The sequence below is a fragment of the Enterovibrio sp. QJM3NY_24 genome (assembly GCF_057786035.1).
In genome coordinates this window covers 1,499,541-1,516,382 of sequence record NZ_CM173519.1, presented here as the reverse complement: position 1 = coordinate 1,516,382, position 16,842 = coordinate 1,499,541, and the positions used below count along the sequence as shown (strand labels likewise).

At 49.6% G+C, this 16,842-nt stretch carries 15 protein-coding genes; 6 read left to right on the top strand and 9 right to left on the bottom strand.

All coding sequences use genetic code 11. The features are described 5' to 3' along the window. Positions 1-31: 31 nt before the first annotated feature. Positions 32-1,246, top strand: coding sequence for an NRAMP family divalent metal transporter (locus AC3CIC_RS06700; protein WP_488515699.1), 1,215 nt, complete (start codon positions 32-34; stop codon positions 1,244-1,246). A gap of 161 nt (positions 1,247-1,407) precedes the next feature. On the opposite strand, the gene AC3CIC_RS06695 is transcribed toward AC3CIC_RS06700, so the two are convergent. From AC3CIC_RS06695 to AC3CIC_RS06660, 8 genes are all read right to left on the bottom strand, one after another. Beyond that, positions 1,408-2,418: an aldo/keto reductase gene (locus AC3CIC_RS06695; protein ID WP_488515698.1), complete on the bottom strand. Its 1,011-nt coding sequence runs from the start codon at positions 2,416-2,418 to the stop codon at positions 1,408-1,410. Positions 2,419-2,474: 56 nt separating this feature from the next. After that, on the bottom strand, positions 2,475-3,419 hold the full coding sequence (locus tag AC3CIC_RS06690; RefSeq protein ID WP_488515697.1) for a Gfo/Idh/MocA family oxidoreductase: 945 nt from the start codon (positions 3,417-3,419) through the stop codon (positions 2,475-2,477). Positions 3,420-3,422: 3 nt separating this feature from the next. Further along, positions 3,423-4,301: a class III extradiol dioxygenase subunit beta gene (locus AC3CIC_RS06685; RefSeq protein ID WP_394212046.1), complete on the bottom strand. Its 879-nt coding sequence runs from the start codon at positions 4,299-4,301 to the stop codon at positions 3,423-3,425. Beyond that, positions 4,294-4,731 (bottom strand): protocatechuate 4,5-dioxygenase subunit alpha, encoded by a 438-nt coding sequence (gene ligA, locus AC3CIC_RS06680; RefSeq protein ID WP_488515696.1) that lies wholly within the window; start codon positions 4,729-4,731, stop codon positions 4,294-4,296. The genes AC3CIC_RS06685 and ligA overlap by 8 nt, the downstream gene beginning before the upstream one ends. 46 nt (positions 4,732-4,777) lie before the next feature. After that, positions 4,778-5,827: an amidohydrolase family protein gene (locus AC3CIC_RS06675; RefSeq protein ID WP_016958085.1), complete on the bottom strand. Its 1,050-nt coding sequence runs from the start codon at positions 5,825-5,827 to the stop codon at positions 4,778-4,780. Beyond that, positions 5,824-6,534 carry a 4-carboxy-4-hydroxy-2-oxoadipate aldolase/oxaloacetate decarboxylase gene (locus AC3CIC_RS06670; protein ID WP_488515695.1) on the bottom strand — a complete coding sequence of 237 codons (711 nt, stop codon included), beginning with the start codon at positions 6,532-6,534 and terminating at the stop codon, positions 5,824-5,826. The genes AC3CIC_RS06675 and AC3CIC_RS06670 overlap by 4 nt, the downstream gene beginning before the upstream one ends. A gap of 10 nt (positions 6,535-6,544) precedes the next feature. Then, positions 6,545-7,417, bottom strand: a complete 873-nt coding sequence (locus AC3CIC_RS06665) for an amidohydrolase family protein (RefSeq protein ID WP_488515694.1) — start codon at positions 7,415-7,417, stop codon at positions 6,545-6,547. 104 nt (positions 7,418-7,521) lie between these two features. After that, positions 7,522-8,598 (bottom strand): 4-oxalomesaconate tautomerase, encoded by a 1,077-nt coding sequence (locus AC3CIC_RS06660; RefSeq protein WP_488515693.1) that lies wholly within the window; start codon positions 8,596-8,598, stop codon positions 7,522-7,524. Between the two features lie 123 nt (positions 8,599-8,721). Between AC3CIC_RS06660 and AC3CIC_RS06655 the strand changes: the two genes are divergently transcribed. After that, a complete protein-coding gene (locus tag AC3CIC_RS06655; RefSeq protein WP_394212035.1) occupies positions 8,722-9,606 on the top strand; it encodes a helix-turn-helix domain-containing protein in 885 nt (294 codons plus the stop codon). 53 nt (positions 9,607-9,659) lie between these two features. On the opposite strand, the gene AC3CIC_RS06650 is transcribed toward AC3CIC_RS06655, so the two are convergent. Further along, entirely contained in the window at positions 9,660-10,130 is a 471-nt protein-coding gene (locus AC3CIC_RS06650) for a phosphatase PAP2 family protein (RefSeq protein ID WP_017002989.1), read from the bottom strand. Between the two features lie 455 nt (positions 10,131-10,585). On the opposite strand from AC3CIC_RS06650, the gene AC3CIC_RS06645 reads away from it, so the two are divergent. The 4 genes from AC3CIC_RS06645 to gltS all read left to right on the top strand — a co-directional run bounded on the left by AC3CIC_RS06645 (position 10,586) and on the right by gltS (position 16,482). Continuing rightward, positions 10,586-11,599, top strand: a complete 1,014-nt coding sequence (locus AC3CIC_RS06645; RefSeq protein ID WP_488515692.1) for an adenosine deaminase — start codon at positions 10,586-10,588, stop codon at positions 11,597-11,599. Between the two features lie 49 nt (positions 11,600-11,648). Next, positions 11,649-13,451 carry an amidohydrolase gene (locus AC3CIC_RS06640; protein ID WP_488515691.1) on the top strand — a complete coding sequence of 601 codons (1,803 nt, stop codon included), beginning with the start codon at positions 11,649-11,651 and terminating at the stop codon, positions 13,449-13,451. Between the two features lie 153 nt (positions 13,452-13,604). Then, positions 13,605-14,843 (top strand): glycosyltransferase 87 family protein, encoded by a 1,239-nt coding sequence (locus tag AC3CIC_RS06635; protein ID WP_488515690.1) that lies wholly within the window; start codon positions 13,605-13,607, stop codon positions 14,841-14,843. Between the two features lie 412 nt (positions 14,844-15,255). Further along, entirely contained in the window at positions 15,256-16,482 is a 1,227-nt protein-coding gene (gene gltS / locus AC3CIC_RS06630) for a sodium/glutamate symporter (protein ID WP_488515689.1), read from the top strand. The last annotated feature ends 360 nt before the right edge of the window (positions 16,483-16,842 follow it).

Genomic DNA, 16,842 nt, shown 5'->3' with positions numbered 1-16,842 from the left:
AAGAGAGAGACAACAAAAAACGGGACTCGGCATGACCACTCAAACACACGCTTCAAACACTCAATCCTGGCAAAACAAAGCTATTCTTAGCGTCGCATTTTTGATGGCGACAACGTCTGTTGGCCCCGGCTTTCTAACCCAAACCGCTGTTTTCACCAATATCTATAAAATCGACATGGCGTTTCCTGTATTCGCATCGATGTTTATCACCTTCGGTATTGTGATGAACCTTTGGCGCATCGTGGGTGTGTCTGGTCTGCGTATTCAAGATATCGCCAACAAAATTGCACCGGGTGCAGGTTACTTCATCGGCATTTTGCTCGCGCTTGGCGCAGTGGCGTTTAACTTTGGTAATGTCAGCGGCGCGGCATTGGGCATCAATGTCCTCACTGGCGTAGATACAACATGGGGCGCGTTGTTCACTGGCGTGGTCGGCTGTTTGTTGTTTGTGGTTCACAACGCCTCGAAGCGCATGGACCAGATGGCGCGTTATCTCGGCCTGTTCATGATTGTGTTGATCGCTTACGTAGCCATGACCAGTCTGCCGCCAATCGGCGAAACCCTCACCGCTGCTGTCATGCCAAGTGACGTCGGAAGCTTACTACTGCCAACTCTGACCATCGTCGGTGGTGCTGTTGGCGGTTACTACACTGGCGCACAGCGCTTGGTCGACATCGGCTTGCAAGGCAAAGAAAACGCAGCCGCGATTAAAACCGCCGCATGGGCAGGTATTTCGATTGCGGTGGTCATTCGTATTCTGCTGTTCTTCGCCGTGTTTGGTGTGATTGCTGCGGGCGCGGTACTGGATACTTCAAACCCTGCTGCGGATGCCTTCCGTCAAGGCGCTGGGGACGTCGGCTACTTCATCTTCGGCCTGGTGCTGTTTGTTGCCTCTATCACTTCAGTGGTCGGCAATTCCTACATGGCGATTTCACTGATTAAAACCCTATTCCCTGTCGTCGCACGTAACGAAAAACGCTGGTGTATTGCTTTCATTATCATCACCAGCGTCGGTACGGTGTTGATGAACATGCCTATCTTGCTGCTGATGCTGGCAGGTCTGGTCAACAGTATTATCCTGCCTGTGGTATTAGGATTCGTGCTTGCTGCAACACGCCGTAAAGACATTGTGGGTGACTATAAACACCCTGTGTATTTGTCGGTCATGGGCGTACTGATTGTGGTGGTCATGGCTGGCGCAAGCTTTGGCAATATTACGAACTTTGTCGGTAAATTTATCGGTTGATGGGCAAGCAGGTTGATAGATTGACAAGTTGCTCTTCAAGTTCAGTCATCAGTAATCAGTAATCAGTAATCAGTAATCAAGCTTACCAAAACGACAAAGCCGTCTGCATTCAGACGGCTTTTAGGGTCAAATCTTTTGTGCCACTGCCAACACATTACACCCTAGTTTCTGTCTCGCTCAGAGTCCATGACTTTCATTTGCCTGTCGTTGTAACGCGTGCCTATGACCTTATCATCGTCAATCAAGCTCGACACATATTCAGCCACATCAAGCGGTAAGTTCACATTCATTGCCGCGATATTTTCACGCATGTACGCAATATGTTTGGTGCCAGGAATCGGTATGAGCGTTTGCTTACCTGCTCGGTTTGGTAACGCAATAATCCACGCTAACGCCAGCTGTGCCAACGAGCAGTTGAATTCTTGCGCCACTTCTCTAAGCGGTTCGAGCAGTTTACTGTTTTGGGCAAACGCGTCTGCTTCAAACCGCGGACGCGCATTGCTGGTGCGAATATCTCCCTCTGTTAAACACGACGCTTCTTGGGCTTTACCCGTCAAAAATTGACGACCAAGGGGTGAAAAAGGCACAAAGGTGGTTCCTAAGCTTTCACACACATCGAGCATTTTAATTTCTGGTAGACGTGTCCACAGGGAATATTCAGATTGCACCGCCGCAATGGGATGAATGTCGTGCGCGCGACGCAAAGTATCTGCGGAGACTTCAGACAAGCCAATTTCACGGATCTTTCCTTCGCGGACCAAATTCGCTAAGGCACCCACGCTTTCTTCAATCGGCACTTTTGGGTCGAGTCGATGTAAGTAGTAAAGATCAATCACATCTGTTTTCAATCGTTGCAGGCTCGCTTCACACTGCGCTTTGATGGTCTCTGCTCTACCGTCAATCGTCGGCTTACCGTCTTGGGAAAACAAGGCGCATTTACTCGCCAGCACGTATTCCTGTCGGCGCGTTTTTAGCGCTTTTGCCAGCAGTTCTTCGTTTCTTCCGCCCCCGTACATGGTGGCGGTATCGAGGAAGTCATAGCCCACATCGAGCGCTTCATTGAGCAGCTGAATCGACGTTTTTTCATCGCTTGGCCCATAGCCATGAGACATGCTCATGCAGCCCAACCCAATCGGTGACACGCTTAGCGATCCAATGTTGCGCTTTTCCATGTAATGACATTCCCCTTAATAGTACCTAACGAATGAAAATGATGACCTATAGGAAGCTAGTGACCCAGCACTTGTTCAATTTTATCAAGCACTTTCATCGCTGCCAACGCTTGGCGCACACTGGCATTAGGTTCGCGCCCTTCACGAATGGCGGCAATGAACTCTCTGTCTTGCAACTCGATGCCATTCATTGACACATCGACGGTGCTGACATCAATCGGATTCTCACGTCCATCAACCAAATCGTCATAACGCGCCATGTAGGTGCCGTTATCGCAAATATAACGAAAGAACGTGCCGAGAGGGCCATCGTTGTTGAACGACAAAGACAGCGTACACAAAGCACCAGACGCCGTTTTCAACCCAATGCTCATGTCCATAGCAATGCCAAGCTCAGGGTGCTTTGGCCCTTCCATGGCTTGCACTTGCACAATGTCTTCGCCCGTTTGATACGCAAATAAGTCCACCGTATGACACGCGTGATGCCACAACAGATGATCCGTCCAACTACGCGGTTGTCCCAAGGCATTGAGATTCTGGCGGCGGAAGAAATAAGTCTGCACATCCATTTGCTGAATCGTCAGTTCACCTGCGCGAAACTTCTTGTTCAAGTATTGATGGCTCGGATTGAAACGGCGAGTGTGCCCTGCCATCGCGACCAACCCGGTGGCACGTTGTACCGTGCAAATCGATTCTGCATCGGCCAAAGAATCGGCCATTGGGATTTCGATCATCACATGCTTGCCTGCTTCCATCACATCAATGGCCTGCGCGGCATGAATCGGTGTTGGCGACGTGATAATGGCCGCTTCAACGCCCGGTTGCGACAAGGCTTCTTGAAGGTCTAGCGTCCAATGCGGAATGCCGTATTTCTCTGCGGTCTCGCGGGTGCTTTCTTCCACACCACCCGCAATAGAGACCACTTCCACATCATCAATATTTTTCAACGCATCGAGGTGCTTGTGTCCGAACGCGCCCTCACCCACCATGACTATTTTCATTCTTCACTCCTTGAATGTGAGCACATCTGACGTGACCCTGTCACATTTGTTTTCTAACAATGTCAAACCATAATGGGAGTTCGACACTGGGGCGTGAGTAAATCGATACACTTCATCGACCTTTTCATCCATCGCGCCGCGCATCACCAGCCACATGATGGCCTCGATACCTTCTGATCCGGCTTCACGAATATATTCGGTGTGGGAAATGTCTTTCACCGCCATTGGGTCTTCGACCATTTTGTCGAGCCAGTTGCAATCATATTCGGTATTAATCAGCCCAGCGCGTTCGCCTTGCAGCTGATGTGATAACCCGCCCGTCCCAAAAATCGCGACCGTGATATCGTCAGGAAAGGATTCCACCGCTTTACGAATCGCTTTGCCCAGATTGAAACAGCGGTTGCCCGTGGGTTGAGGATATTGCACCACGTTGACCGCCAGCGGGATCACTTTACACGGCCATTCACTCGGCTGCCCATACATCACAGACAGGGGCACGGTGAGGCCATGATCCACATCCATCTGATTGACGATGGTCATGTCGAACTCATCAAGGATCAACGATTCCGCAATGTGCCACGCAAATTCACTGTGTCCTTTACAGGAAGGTACCTGACGCGGGCCGTAACCTTCATCAGCAGGGTGAAACTCTGGGGCGACACCAATCGAGAATGTCGCGACAGATTCAAGCGAAAAGGCAGACGCATGGTCATTAAATACAATCAAACACACATCGGGTTTGACCGTTTCCATCCAATCGCGGGCGACCTGAACACCGCCCACGAAACGCTGCCAATATTCGCCATGCATACTGCCGTTATCCATGGCAGCGCCAATCAATGGAATATGCGATGTGCCAATCCCTGCAACCACTTTAGCCATTTGCTTCATCCTTGTTTTCCGGACGCGCGTAATATTCCGCCCATTCCGCTTTACTGCGATTACCTTCAATGGAACGACCACCCGACAGCATCATTTGACGAAAATCATCCACTGTCATGCCATTTCCCGACATGCCTGCGCCTGCATCTTGCATGGTCAACCCATCAAAAATGGCGAGTTTGAAGGTGTAATAGATATTGCCACCCAAACGCAACATGCCCAGCCAATCTCGCGCCAATACCGCTTGGCGCTGTGCCTCCGTCATGGGGTATTTGTCGAGGTAGTCAGCTTCGCTCTCACGAAACACATCGCGATTTTCAGCTTTGTTTAGCGACATGCAAAACATGTTGAGGTGATACCCTTGGCGCGACTTTTGTCCATCAAACACGTAGGTGCCGGGAATGTCGTCATAATCTCTTTTTTCACGCATTATTTACTCCTTAAATAACGCTCAAATAACGCTCAAATATCGCACATTAAATCAAACCGACTTCTTTCAGTCTGGCATCTAATCGAGAGAATACTCGGCGCGTATTTCCATTGAAAATCTTGGCTTTGTCTTCATCGCTCAGTGTTGAACCATCGATGTAACGTTTGGTGTCGTCAAAGAAGTGACCCGTTTGCGAGTCTATCCCACGCACCGCGCCAATCATCTCAGAGGCAAACAGAATGTTTTCCGTTGGCACGACTTCAAGCAGCAAATCGATACCTTCTTGGTGGTAGACACAAGTATCAAAGAAGATGTTGTTTTCCATGATGTCATTCAGTGCTGGCAAGCCGAACATGTCGCACAGACCACGGAAACGTCCCCAGTGATACGGCACAGCGCCGCCACCATGCGGCACAATGAACTTCAACTCAGGGAAATCTTTGAACAAGGTTTTCGACATCATCAACTGTTGGAATGCCGTGGTGTCAGCACCAAGGTAATGAGAGCCCGTGGTGTGGAAACACGGGTGACAGCATCCACTGACGTGGATCATTGCCGGTACATCCAGCTCGCACATTTTCTCGTAAATGGGGTAGTAGTATTTGTCATCCAACGGCGGCGCGGTCCAGTAGCCGCCTGATGGGTCAGGGCTTAAGTTGCAACCGACAAAACCAAACTCTTTCACGCAACGCTCAAGCTCTGCTGCACTCACGGTTAAGTCTGCCTCAGGCGATTGTGGCAATTGCGCCGCACCAATGAAATTCTGTGGATACAGCTCTGCAATACGATGAATCAGTTCATTGCAGTGCTCAGTCCAATATTTGCTCGTGGTTTGGTTACCAATGTGGTGCCCCATCCAACTTGCACGCGGCGAGAAAATGGTCACGTCCGTGCCGCGCTCGTTTTGTAGTTTCAGTTGCGCACCTTCAAGGCTGTCACGGATTTGGTCATCGGAAATGTTCACCACGCCTTTGACGTGGTCGAACAGAGGATCGGTTGCCAGTTCGGCTTTCTGTTGATCACGGTATTCACCCAGCGCATTCGGTGCTGTGGTGTAATGACCATGACAATCAATAATCAGCGTATCCTTGCTCATTCCAAATCCTCCAGTACATCTACATAGCGAAAGCCGGCTTGATCCAACTTAGGGCGCATGTTGTACATGTCTAACCCCAAAATGCCGCTCTCAAGCATTTGTCGTTTTTCTTCTTCTAACGCCACACGTGATCTCGCTGCGGCTAGAACCGTTTCTGCATGGTCTCTTGGCACCACACACACGCCGTCGTCATCTGCCACAATCACATCACCGGCATAAATCGGTTGATTGCCACAAACCACGGGCACGTTCACCGACCCCAATGTCGCTTTCACTGTGCCTTTGATAGACACCGCTTTTGACCACACGGGGAAATTCATTTCTGTTAGATCTTTGGTGTCACGTACACCCGCGTCAATGATCAGCCCTTGCACGCCACGCGCTTGGGCAGACGTTGCTAACAAATCACCGAAATAGCCGTCTGTGCACGGCGAGGTGGTTGCGATCACCAGCACATCGCCGGGCTGACACAACTCAATCGCTACGTGCACCATCCAGTTGTCGCCAGGTTGTGCCAACACCGTCACGGCACTGCCCGCGATTTGCGCACCAGAATAAATAGGACGCAGGTTAGGGTTAAGGTTGCCTGTGCGCGCTTGGGCTTCATGCACAGTCGCGCTGCCGCATTCGGCGAGCCCTTCCAATACCGCGTTGTCAGCACGTTCAATGTGTCGAACGGCGACGCCTTGGATTGTTCTCATAGACATACTGCTTTCCTTACTCGTCAAAACCGTAAAGGCGTGCTGGGTTATCCACCAAAATCTTCTTCTGCGTGGCTTCGTCACGCGCAATCAATGGCACGAGATCCAACAAATCCGCATCATTTGGCATGTGCTTTTTGATGTTCGGGTGCGGGTAATCCGTTCCCCATAGAATGCGATCAGGGGCGACTTCTACTAGCCCTTGTGCATATGGCACAGCATCATAAAAAGGCGGCGCGATAGCGATGCGCTCAGAGCCGCACACTTTGACCCACCAGTTATCACGCTGCATAAAATCGAGAAGAATTTGATACGCTTTTTGACCGACACCTTCAGAGGTTGGCACGCGCCCCATGTGATCAACCACGATGTCCATGTCGAATCGGTTGAAGAACGCCTCGTAACGAATAATGTCTTCTGCGTTGACGTGAATAACCAAATGCCAACCAAACGGCTTCACTCGGTTCAACACACGTTCCATCATTTCAAGGTTGGGTGCGCCACCAAGATGGGTCACGAAATTGAAGCGAATACCGCGAACGCCGCCTTCATGAAGATCCTGAAAGTCATTTTCTGTAAACGTATCGTCAGCCATGCACACGCCACGGTAAGCACCGTTACTGGTCGCAATCGCATCCATCATGGCGCGGTTATCACGCCCGTGGCAGCTCGCTTGCACCAACACAGCGCGGGAAATACCCAGCGTGTCATGCACACGTTTCAGCGCATCTTTGCCCGCATCAGGCGGCCAATACGTGGCCGTATCTGCATATGGGAACTGCGCATGAGGGCCGAACACATGGCAATGGGCATCGCAGGCATTGGCGGGTGCCACAAATCGCGGTGTGCGCGTGTTGTTATCCGGTGGCATACAACTGGGTTTGGTCATTCCGTGACTCCTGTGCAGCACTTAAAAAAGCTGCGTTTTCGTTATTAATTAAGGCGCTTATGTATTAAAACGCTGGCTTTGATGCGCTAACTGTCAGCGCCTAGCTAAATGACTGTCTTGGGCAAATAAAGCTCACCTTTCGCGAGCAAACGCGCCGTCCTGACCAATCCAGCACTCTGCACTGCGCCAGATTGGTCAAACGTCAACGTCATGGAGAATTCCCCTGAAGGATGTTCAACGGACAAAGTTTTCACCAAGCCATCAGGGATGGAGGCAATGCCTTCAGCAATAGAGCCGGATAAGGCGCACGCCGTCGCAACGGAAACCGCGCCGAGCACGCCAATGGCAGAGTGACAAACATGAGGAATAAAGGTGCGAGTAGACACATTGCCACCAGCAACGGGCGGGGCAATCAGGCACATTTTGGGCACGACTTTGTCAGTCACATCACCGAGGTTCATCGCAACACCCGCTTTTAAACGCACCGCTTCGATACGTGCTTTCAACTCAACATGGTTGTTCAGTTCATCTGCACTTTCGTACCCTGTCACACCGAAATCTTCTGCACGCAGCACAACAACCGGCATGCCGTTATCAATGCTGGTGACTTCGTATTGACCGTCGAGGCCTTCAAACGTATCGCGGGTATTGCCCGTGGGCAGTAATGCACCAGTGATCGAGCCTGCAATGTCTTGGTAATGACAAATGACGGGAGACGCCGTGCCGGGCACGCCATCAATCGCAGCATCGCCGTCATATTTCACGTGACCGTTAGGTGTTTCGATTTCCAAGTCACAGCGATTGCCGCTATTGGTCATCAACACGCGAACGAGGGTTTTGGGATGGGTTGCCTGTACGAGGCCGGATTCAATGGCAAAGGCACCCACGCCCGCCAAAATGTTTCCGCAATTGGGTGTGGTATCAACGCGATTGTCACCGACAACGACTTGAACAAACAGGTAGTCAACATCGTAATCAGCATGTGCAGAAGCAGACACCACCGCCGCTTTACTCGTTAACGGGTTTGCACCACCCAACCCATCGATTTGTCTCGCATCACGACCAACAGCACCAAGAATGATCTGGTTTCTTTCTTCAGCATCGTCCGGCAAGTCACTTGCAAGAAAATAGATGCCTTTGGAGCTTCCGCCTCTGAGCTGCATATAAGGGATCGAAACCATGTCTTTCTGACCTTCGCATGAGAATTAGGATCAGAATAGTCATGATGTCGCTCGCAATAAATTCAACTTTTTTACATTTTGTTGTACATTTTTAACATTACTAACTTTTGAAGCGCGAGTGTGATGTCAAACATCCCCCATTACTTTCTTTACGGTGAAGAACAGCCAGAAGACTCACCAGATTACATGCACATCGCGCGGCTTGAGCAATCTCTGCCAAAACATAACTGGGAAATTCACCCACACCGACACGATGATTTGCATCAGTTGATGATTCTTGAGTCTGGCTCAATGACGGCTCAAATCAGAGAGAGCAGCGCCGAATATCGAGGGGGTTGTGTCCTTTCCATTCCCGCTAAAGAGGTGCATGGCTTCATCCACCAGCCTGGGGTGACAGGGTTTATTCTGTCGATCTCCCAACCTTTCATATTGAGCTTATTCAACGAAACCGAGCGACAAGCACTCTCTTCACTGTTTCGTGAACCCATGGTGCTCCCCATTACAGATGGGCGAAATGTTGTGGAGTTGAAGTTCTTAGGCGAACGCTTATTGGCAGAATACCAAGGGCGCGCTGTGGGGCAAGCATCTATGATTGGCGCGTACTTGAAGATAGTGTTCGTGCTGCTTAATAGACAGATGAAGCACAGAGAATCTTCGCAAGTGTTAGACGCTAAGACCATCTTGTTCGAAAAATTCACGGCTTTGGTGGAACAACATTACAACCAGCACTGGAGTGTGAGTGAATACGCAGCCGCATTGGGCTTAAGCCAAGGACAACTCAACCGCACATGCCAGCGCAGCGCTGATCAGCAAGCGTTAGAGATTATTCACGGACGGATTATCGATGAAGCCAAGCGATTGCTGATTTTCACCCAACTCTCATCGAAAGAAATTGGCTATCAACTCGGTTTTAAAGACCCTGGCTATTTTTCTCGCTTCTTTACTCGCCATGTGGGTCAAGCCCCCAAGCAATTCCAACAACAATTGCTAAGTGAGCAAGTACAGTAACGAGTAAAAAAGCAGCTTGTTTTGGGGGGCGGAGTAAACAGGATAACGGTGGGCTAGATCCAAGCAACAGCCGCAATCGCGGTGGAAAGGCCGACGCACAGCCCTACGATGACGTCACGCCAGTGGTGCTTTAAGGCTTTTACTCGACCTAGCCCCACCAGCATGGCCAATCCGTAAGAAAGTAAACCGATGATCCAGCCATAACTCATGGCAAGCACGGTCGACGCAGCAAAGGCATTGGCGGTGTGATTCGAAGGGAAACTATCATTGCCGCTTTTATCAGGGCGTTTAGCATCAATCAGCAATTTACCGATTAAGCCAATACCAGAAGCCATCGCGATGATGTACCCCGCGAACTTAAACTCGCCCCATTCACCATGAAACACAGGAAAAGCCACTGCGGTGGCGACCAAACCATACACACCGACATCACTCACCATCTGCCAGTTCAACGAACTAGAGAAGTGAACAAAAAAGCACACCCACAGGGTAACCAGCAGCAGAGCAGGATAGAGAATTGTCATTAGCGCGTCAGTTTGTCCTAAACACATCAAATAATGGACATTGAGTATCTCAGACTCTGGTCGCCATTAGCCATACAGAATGTAAGTAAATATTGCATTTGACCGCGATTAACGGGAAAAGCCCTACAAATTAACGTGATAACACTTGGTCTGAACAGTCTCGGTATCATCGCGCGCGACATGCTGTAAACAAGGTGTGATTCTAAATCACAACGCAGACAGCGAAAAACCCAACGCCGCATAAGTTGACCGAACGGTCAGTAACCACTAATTTTTATAAAGGTATGCATACGGAATACATGCGCCATCTTCTTTCCATCAACCAGCATTGAACGCCAAGGCTGCGGCCAGTGTGGCAACAACGGTCGCCGTACAAATCGTCATATCGCACTGGCAATGTGAAAGCACCACCTCTCTGGTGACGAGAAACCACCCAACGTGTAAGGGAGAATCTTATGGAAGACTTTATCCGACACTTACCCAAAGTAGAGCTACACCTTCATATTGAAGGCTCATTGGAACCAGAACTGATGTTCGAGTTGGCGGAGCGCAATGGTATCACCCAGCCCTACGCCAATGTTCAGGAGGCGCGCGCGGCTTACCATTTCAATGATCTTCAGTCTTTTCTCGATATCTATTACCAAGGCGCCAACGTACTGATCACTGAGCGAGATTTTTTCGATCTGACTTGGGCCTATTTGATGCGCTGCAAAGCGGACAACGTGATGCACACGGAGATCTTTTTTGACCCACAAACTCACACTGACCGTGGTATCGCGTTTGATACCGTGATCAACGGCATATACCATGCGCTGCGTCAGGGAGAGAAAGAACTCGGTATCACCAGCAAGCTCATTATGTGTTTCCTACGCCACCTTTCTGAAGAAGCGGCGTTTGAAACGTTAGAACAAGCAAAACCCCACCTGCACCGTCTTATCGCAGTTGGACTGGATTCTTCCGAGCTTGGGCATCCACCTGAAAAATTCGCGCGCGTCTTCGCTCAAGCACGTGCACTGGGATTGAAAGCCGTCGCACACGCAGGCGAAGAAGGCCCAGCAAGCAATATTTGGGATGCGATTCACTTGCTCTATGTGAATCGAATCGACCACGGCGTTCAATGCGTGCAAGACCCTACACTAATGATAGAACTGGCAGAAACACGTATGCCACTGACGGTATGCCCGCTTTCCAATATCAAACTGCGGGTATTCGACCGTATGGAAGATCACAACATTCTCAATCTTCTGGACGAAGGGCTTTGCGTGACAGTGAACTCCGACGATCCCGCATTTTTTGGCGGCTACATGAATGACAACTTCCTTGCGCTGAATCAGGCACTTTCCCCTAACAAAGCACAATTAGTGCAATTCACACGAAATGCTATTGAGGCCGCTTTTTTAACAGACGATGAACGTCATCAATTGCTTCAAAATCTAGACGACTTCTGGGCGAGCCACGGCATACACTAGAGATGACAAGCGGGCTTGAACCGCTTTTTTCTTTATTGAAGGAGCCACTATGAAAGCCTCGTTGTTGACGCTGACGGCACTCGCCGCTTCCTTTCCTGCGCTTGCAGATAGCCCCCCTAAAATGCCCTTTGCAGACACCATTTATCACAATGCGCAGGTCATCACGGTCAACGATAAACAACCTGACGCCAACGCTGTGGCGATACTCAATGGCAAAATCCTTGCCGTTGGCGACAACGAAGACGTACTTAAGTTAGCCAGTAAAAGTACCCACGTGGTCGATTTGAAAGGCATGACCATGATTCCGGGCTTTATCGATGCCCATGGCCATGTCATGAATACCGGTCTTCAAGCGGTGTCTGCTAACTTATTGTCACCGCCAGATGGCCCCGTGACCGACATCGCCAGTTTGCAAACCGCGCTACGCCAGTGGGCCGAAAAACCGATCAACAAAGCACAGGATTTCATCATCGGTTTTGGTTATGACGATTCTCAGCTAAAAGAGCAACTTCACCCGACGCGTTATGACTTAGATGCCGTATCCACTGACGTGCCCATCCTGATCATTCACCAATCAGGACACCTCGCGGTATTGAACAGCAAAGCGCTCGATATGCTGGGTTTCACCGCCAGTAGCAAGAACCCTCCGGGTGGCGTGATCCGCCGACTACCTGACAGTGATGTACCCAATGGGGTATTAGAAGAATCCGCGTTTTTCGGTGCTCTGATCCCTTTATTTACGCAAATCAGTCCCGACGAGAACGAATTGCTGTTTCAGGCAGGCATGGAGTTGTACGCCAAATATGGCTACACCACGGCGCAAGAAGGCCGCACCATGTCTGACAGTGTCAAAACCATGTACGACATTGCGCAGAAAAAGAAACTGCTGCTGGACGTGGTGGCCTACACGGATATTCAGCTCGGCACAGACATCATGAAGCCGCCCTACCTTAGCCAAAGCTACAACAATGGTTTCCGTGTCGGCGGCGTCAAACTGACGCTAGATGGTTCGCCACAAGGCAAAACCGCATGGCTAACCAAACCCTATCTTATCCCCCCTGAAGGCCAGAAAGCAGGCTATCTCGGTTACCCCATTATGCCGGATGAAGAAGCGGAGAAATATGTCGGTATGGCGATGGAAAACGGCTGGCAATTACTCACACATGCTAACGGTGATGCTGCCATCGACCAATATATCCGCGCCGTTAAAAACGCGACGAAGAAATATGGTGAAGGCGAGCGACGCTTTGTCGCCATTCACGCGCAAACCGCCCGAGAAGATCAGGTGCAGTCGTTTAAAGAACTCAACGTTATGCCGTCTTTCTTCCCTATGCACACCTTCTATTGGGGTGATTGGCATGCACAATCTGTACTCGGCGATGAACGGGCTGAAAATATTTCACCCACTGGCTGGGCATTGGATCGCGACATGATATTTACTTCTCACCACGATGCGCCCGTTGCGTTTCCTAATTCGATGCGGGTCTATTCCGCCACCGTTAACCGGATCACTCGAAGTGGACGCGTGTTAGGCAAAGACCAGCGCGTGCCATCTATGACGGCGTTGAAAGCACAGACCATCTGGGCCGCGTATCAGCACTTTGAAGAGAAGACCAAAGGCTCGATTGAAACAGGCAAAGTGGCCGATTTGGTCTTGTTGTCTGACAATCCATTGAAGGTTAACCCAATGGAGCTTGCTGACATCACCGTGGTTTCAACCATTAAAGACGGGGAAGTGATATATACCCAGCAAGCCGCTATTGCCGACAACAGTTGCGCGGCGTCCAGAAAATGTCAGGCACTGGCGACACACACCTTTATGATTGCCGGATTGATTCCGCACCGTCACTGAATCTCTAAGTCGTTAAATCGCCAAATTAGTCACTATAAAACAACAGAGTGCATTATGCGCTCTGTTGCATTTCTTCTACACTCATTCATAGGGGATTGAATAGCCGGGCCTTTTGTCGCCGTGCTTCGGCATGAACACTGTTTGAGGACCGCTATGCGTTTTTTTACTGCGTCATTTGATAAGTCTGCGTCTTTGCAAAAAGGGTGGCATCTACTCTTATGCTCGTCATCTTTCTTATTTTCACTCGTCTTCATCTACTGTGCTTATCGCCTGTTCCAAACCTACGATTGGGGACATCCGTTCACCAAGTTTCTCTGTTTCAGCGGCTTGTTTGCGCTGATCCTGACCCTTTTCAATCACAGAACACAGTCTGATGATATCGGTAAGACGATGCTGATTACTGAAGCTGTTTTTGCCATGGCGGTGCTGGCCTTGATTTTTGCCCGCATGGTGCCCGCTTATGGTGACTTCATCTTTGCTGCACCCACGGTCGATATTGGCTACACCACTGAACATGCCGCCAAGCTGCTATTTCTTCAGGGTGAAAACCCCTATCTAAGTGAAAGTATCAATATTCGCCCTGAACTCGCGCCTGAACACCGCGGCTTTCACTATGGTCCTGGCATGATATTGGGGTACGCCGCCTCAGCCTACTTCCCGGGCATCGGCTATAAGTTAACGAGTGTTGCCTTTCTTGCTATTACAGCCCTTGCGCTGTGTTCGTTGGTGGCGGGTTGTTTAACTTCACGCAGCCAGATTGAAACCAACGGATGGCAAGTTCGAAGCGCTGTGTTGGCGTCGATGGTATTGCTATTTCTACCTGAGAGGCTGTGGTACGAAGTGTTTCACGTCGGCGCGAACGATATTTACCCTGTCGCGCTGCTATTAGTGGGTTTGGTGTGTGTTCAAAAAGAAAAGTGGTTGCTCGCGGGTGTGTTAATGGGCCTCTCATTCGCGACCAAATTCTCTCCTGCCGCCTTCCTGCTCGCGATGTTTTTGCGCAAAGATATTCGGCTGAATTTTTTGATTGGTTGCGCCATTGGTGCATCACCCTTACTGATTTTCCTCGCATGGGATCATCAAAGCATGATTGAGAACGTATTCATTCTGCGCTTTAGCCTGAATTTCGATTCCACCAGCCTCTACTCCATCACGCCAGACGTACTGCATGTGCTGTTCCCCCTCACCCAGCTTTGCGCTCTGATCTACTTTTTGGTGCGCAACGCCAACAGAACCTTGTCCATTGAAGAAACGGTGGTGTGCTTTACCTTGCTGTTGATCATCATTGAAGTCACCTTTAAGGAAATTCACGCTAACCATTTGATTTGGTTTTATCCCCTGATCGCTTTTACGGTAGCTCTTTACCGACACAAACTCTTTCCAACCAAATAGCCGCGACGCATAGCGACAAAGTACGAGAGAAAAATCTCATGGTGACGAAGCGTATTGACGTTTGCGTCACCTTTCCGCCCTCATTGTTAAATTCGCGACAGCCATTCCTATCAATTACTTCTTAAGCTTTTCTCAACGCGACCAAACGATTCAGGGTGTGTGGCATAGAAACATAACCACAGTGGGATCAGGTCAAAATCAGACAAAAAGTGGTTAAAATGCCCTCGAAAGTGAATATATTTTCACTTAGGTACTGTGTTTAACGCGCACAATATGAGATAACGTCGCCCTTGCAGCCAATCTGCATACTCGGCGAAGGATGCCGACGTCACTCTTTTAGCTCCATATCCATAAAATCAAAGAACAATTTTCGCTCAAACATTAAGGAGGATGTTGAGGCTTAAGAGGCTTTATGAATCAATTAATTTCTGTTGGTGCGCTTGAATCATTTCTGATCGCCATTTTTGTGCTGTTTCTCGGCCACTTCATCAACGCACGAATTCCTGTACTCAAAAAATTTAATATCCCAGAGCCGATTGTCGGCGGTTTAGTTGTCGCCAGCGCGATCACGGTTTTACACTTCAGAGGCATAGAACTCGAGTTCCACTTGCCCCTACAACACACCTTTATGCTGATGTTTTTCGCCACTGTGGGCTTGGCAGCTAACTACACGCAACTCATCAAAGGCGGTGCAAAGGTATTCATCTTCCTGGGTGTGGCCTCGCTCTACATCATGATCCAAAACGGGATTGGCGTATCTTTGGCTACCGTGCTTGGCCTTGACCCGCTAATGGGGCTGATTGCGGGTTCTATTACTCTGTCTGGCGGACACGGTACTGGCGCTGCGTGGGCGCAAACCTTCCAAGACGTTTATGGTATGAATAACGTGCTGGAAATCGCGATGGCCTCTGCCACCTTCGGTTTGATCATGGGAGGTATTATCGGCAGCCCTGTCGCGCAGCGTTTGATTGATAAAAACAAGCTGCAATCGCAATACGGCGCGACCAACAAAACCCATGACCAATTCCCTGAGTTGGTGACCTACAGCGAGAACGAAGAAGATAACGTGACGGCGAAAAAGGTCATTGAAACCCTATTCATTTTGCTGATCTGTGTCACTGGCGCTAAGTACCTCGAACAATGGGTAAGCAGCTTCGACATCAAATGGCTGATGATCCCTGATTTTGTGTATGCACTCTTCATTGGTGTGGTGATCACCAACTTCGTTGAAGTGAGCAAAGCAAAGAAACTGGACGTGGACACCGTGGATATTCTCGGCACTGTGTCACTCGCGCTGTTTCTCGCCATGGCCTTGATGAGCCTAAAGCTTTGGAACATTCTCGATCTGGCTGTGCCTTTCCTCATCATCCTGATTGTGCAATCTATGATGTTGGCGATGTTCACTTACTTTGTGACTTACCGAGTGATGGGGCGTAACTACGACGCCGCCGTAATAGCCAGTGGTCACTGTGGCTTTGGCTTGGGGGCAACCCCAACAGCCGTGATGAACATGGGCTCGGTGGTCAATCGCTTCGGTCCATCACCACAAGCTTTCATGGTAGTGCCAATTGTCGGCGCGTTCTTCATTGATATCGTTAACTTGATTATCTTGCAGGCCACGCTCAGCATTATTGGTTAATGCGTGCTTGTTGCCGCTCTCTCTGGTTGGGAGAGCGGTGATGCTCCTATCCTCCACCTCAATCCCTCGACTCCCTTTCGAAATACTCTCTTCAAACATCTTTCCATCGCCACCTAAGAACACATACTTGTTTATGTGCACTTACACTCGCATCGTAATTAATTTACTGACCAATTTATCAATCACATAGCCTGTAGGGTGTCGAAAACTGGAGGGCAGTAGCTTGGGGAATTAAGTGCATCGGTTTAATGGTGGCGGTGCATAATCTTCAATCCCACCGATTGGCCACTTTGTAACAATGTAGGTTATGCGAGCATGATCTTAATCATATAAAACATGATGTTATACGCGATGTTAGAA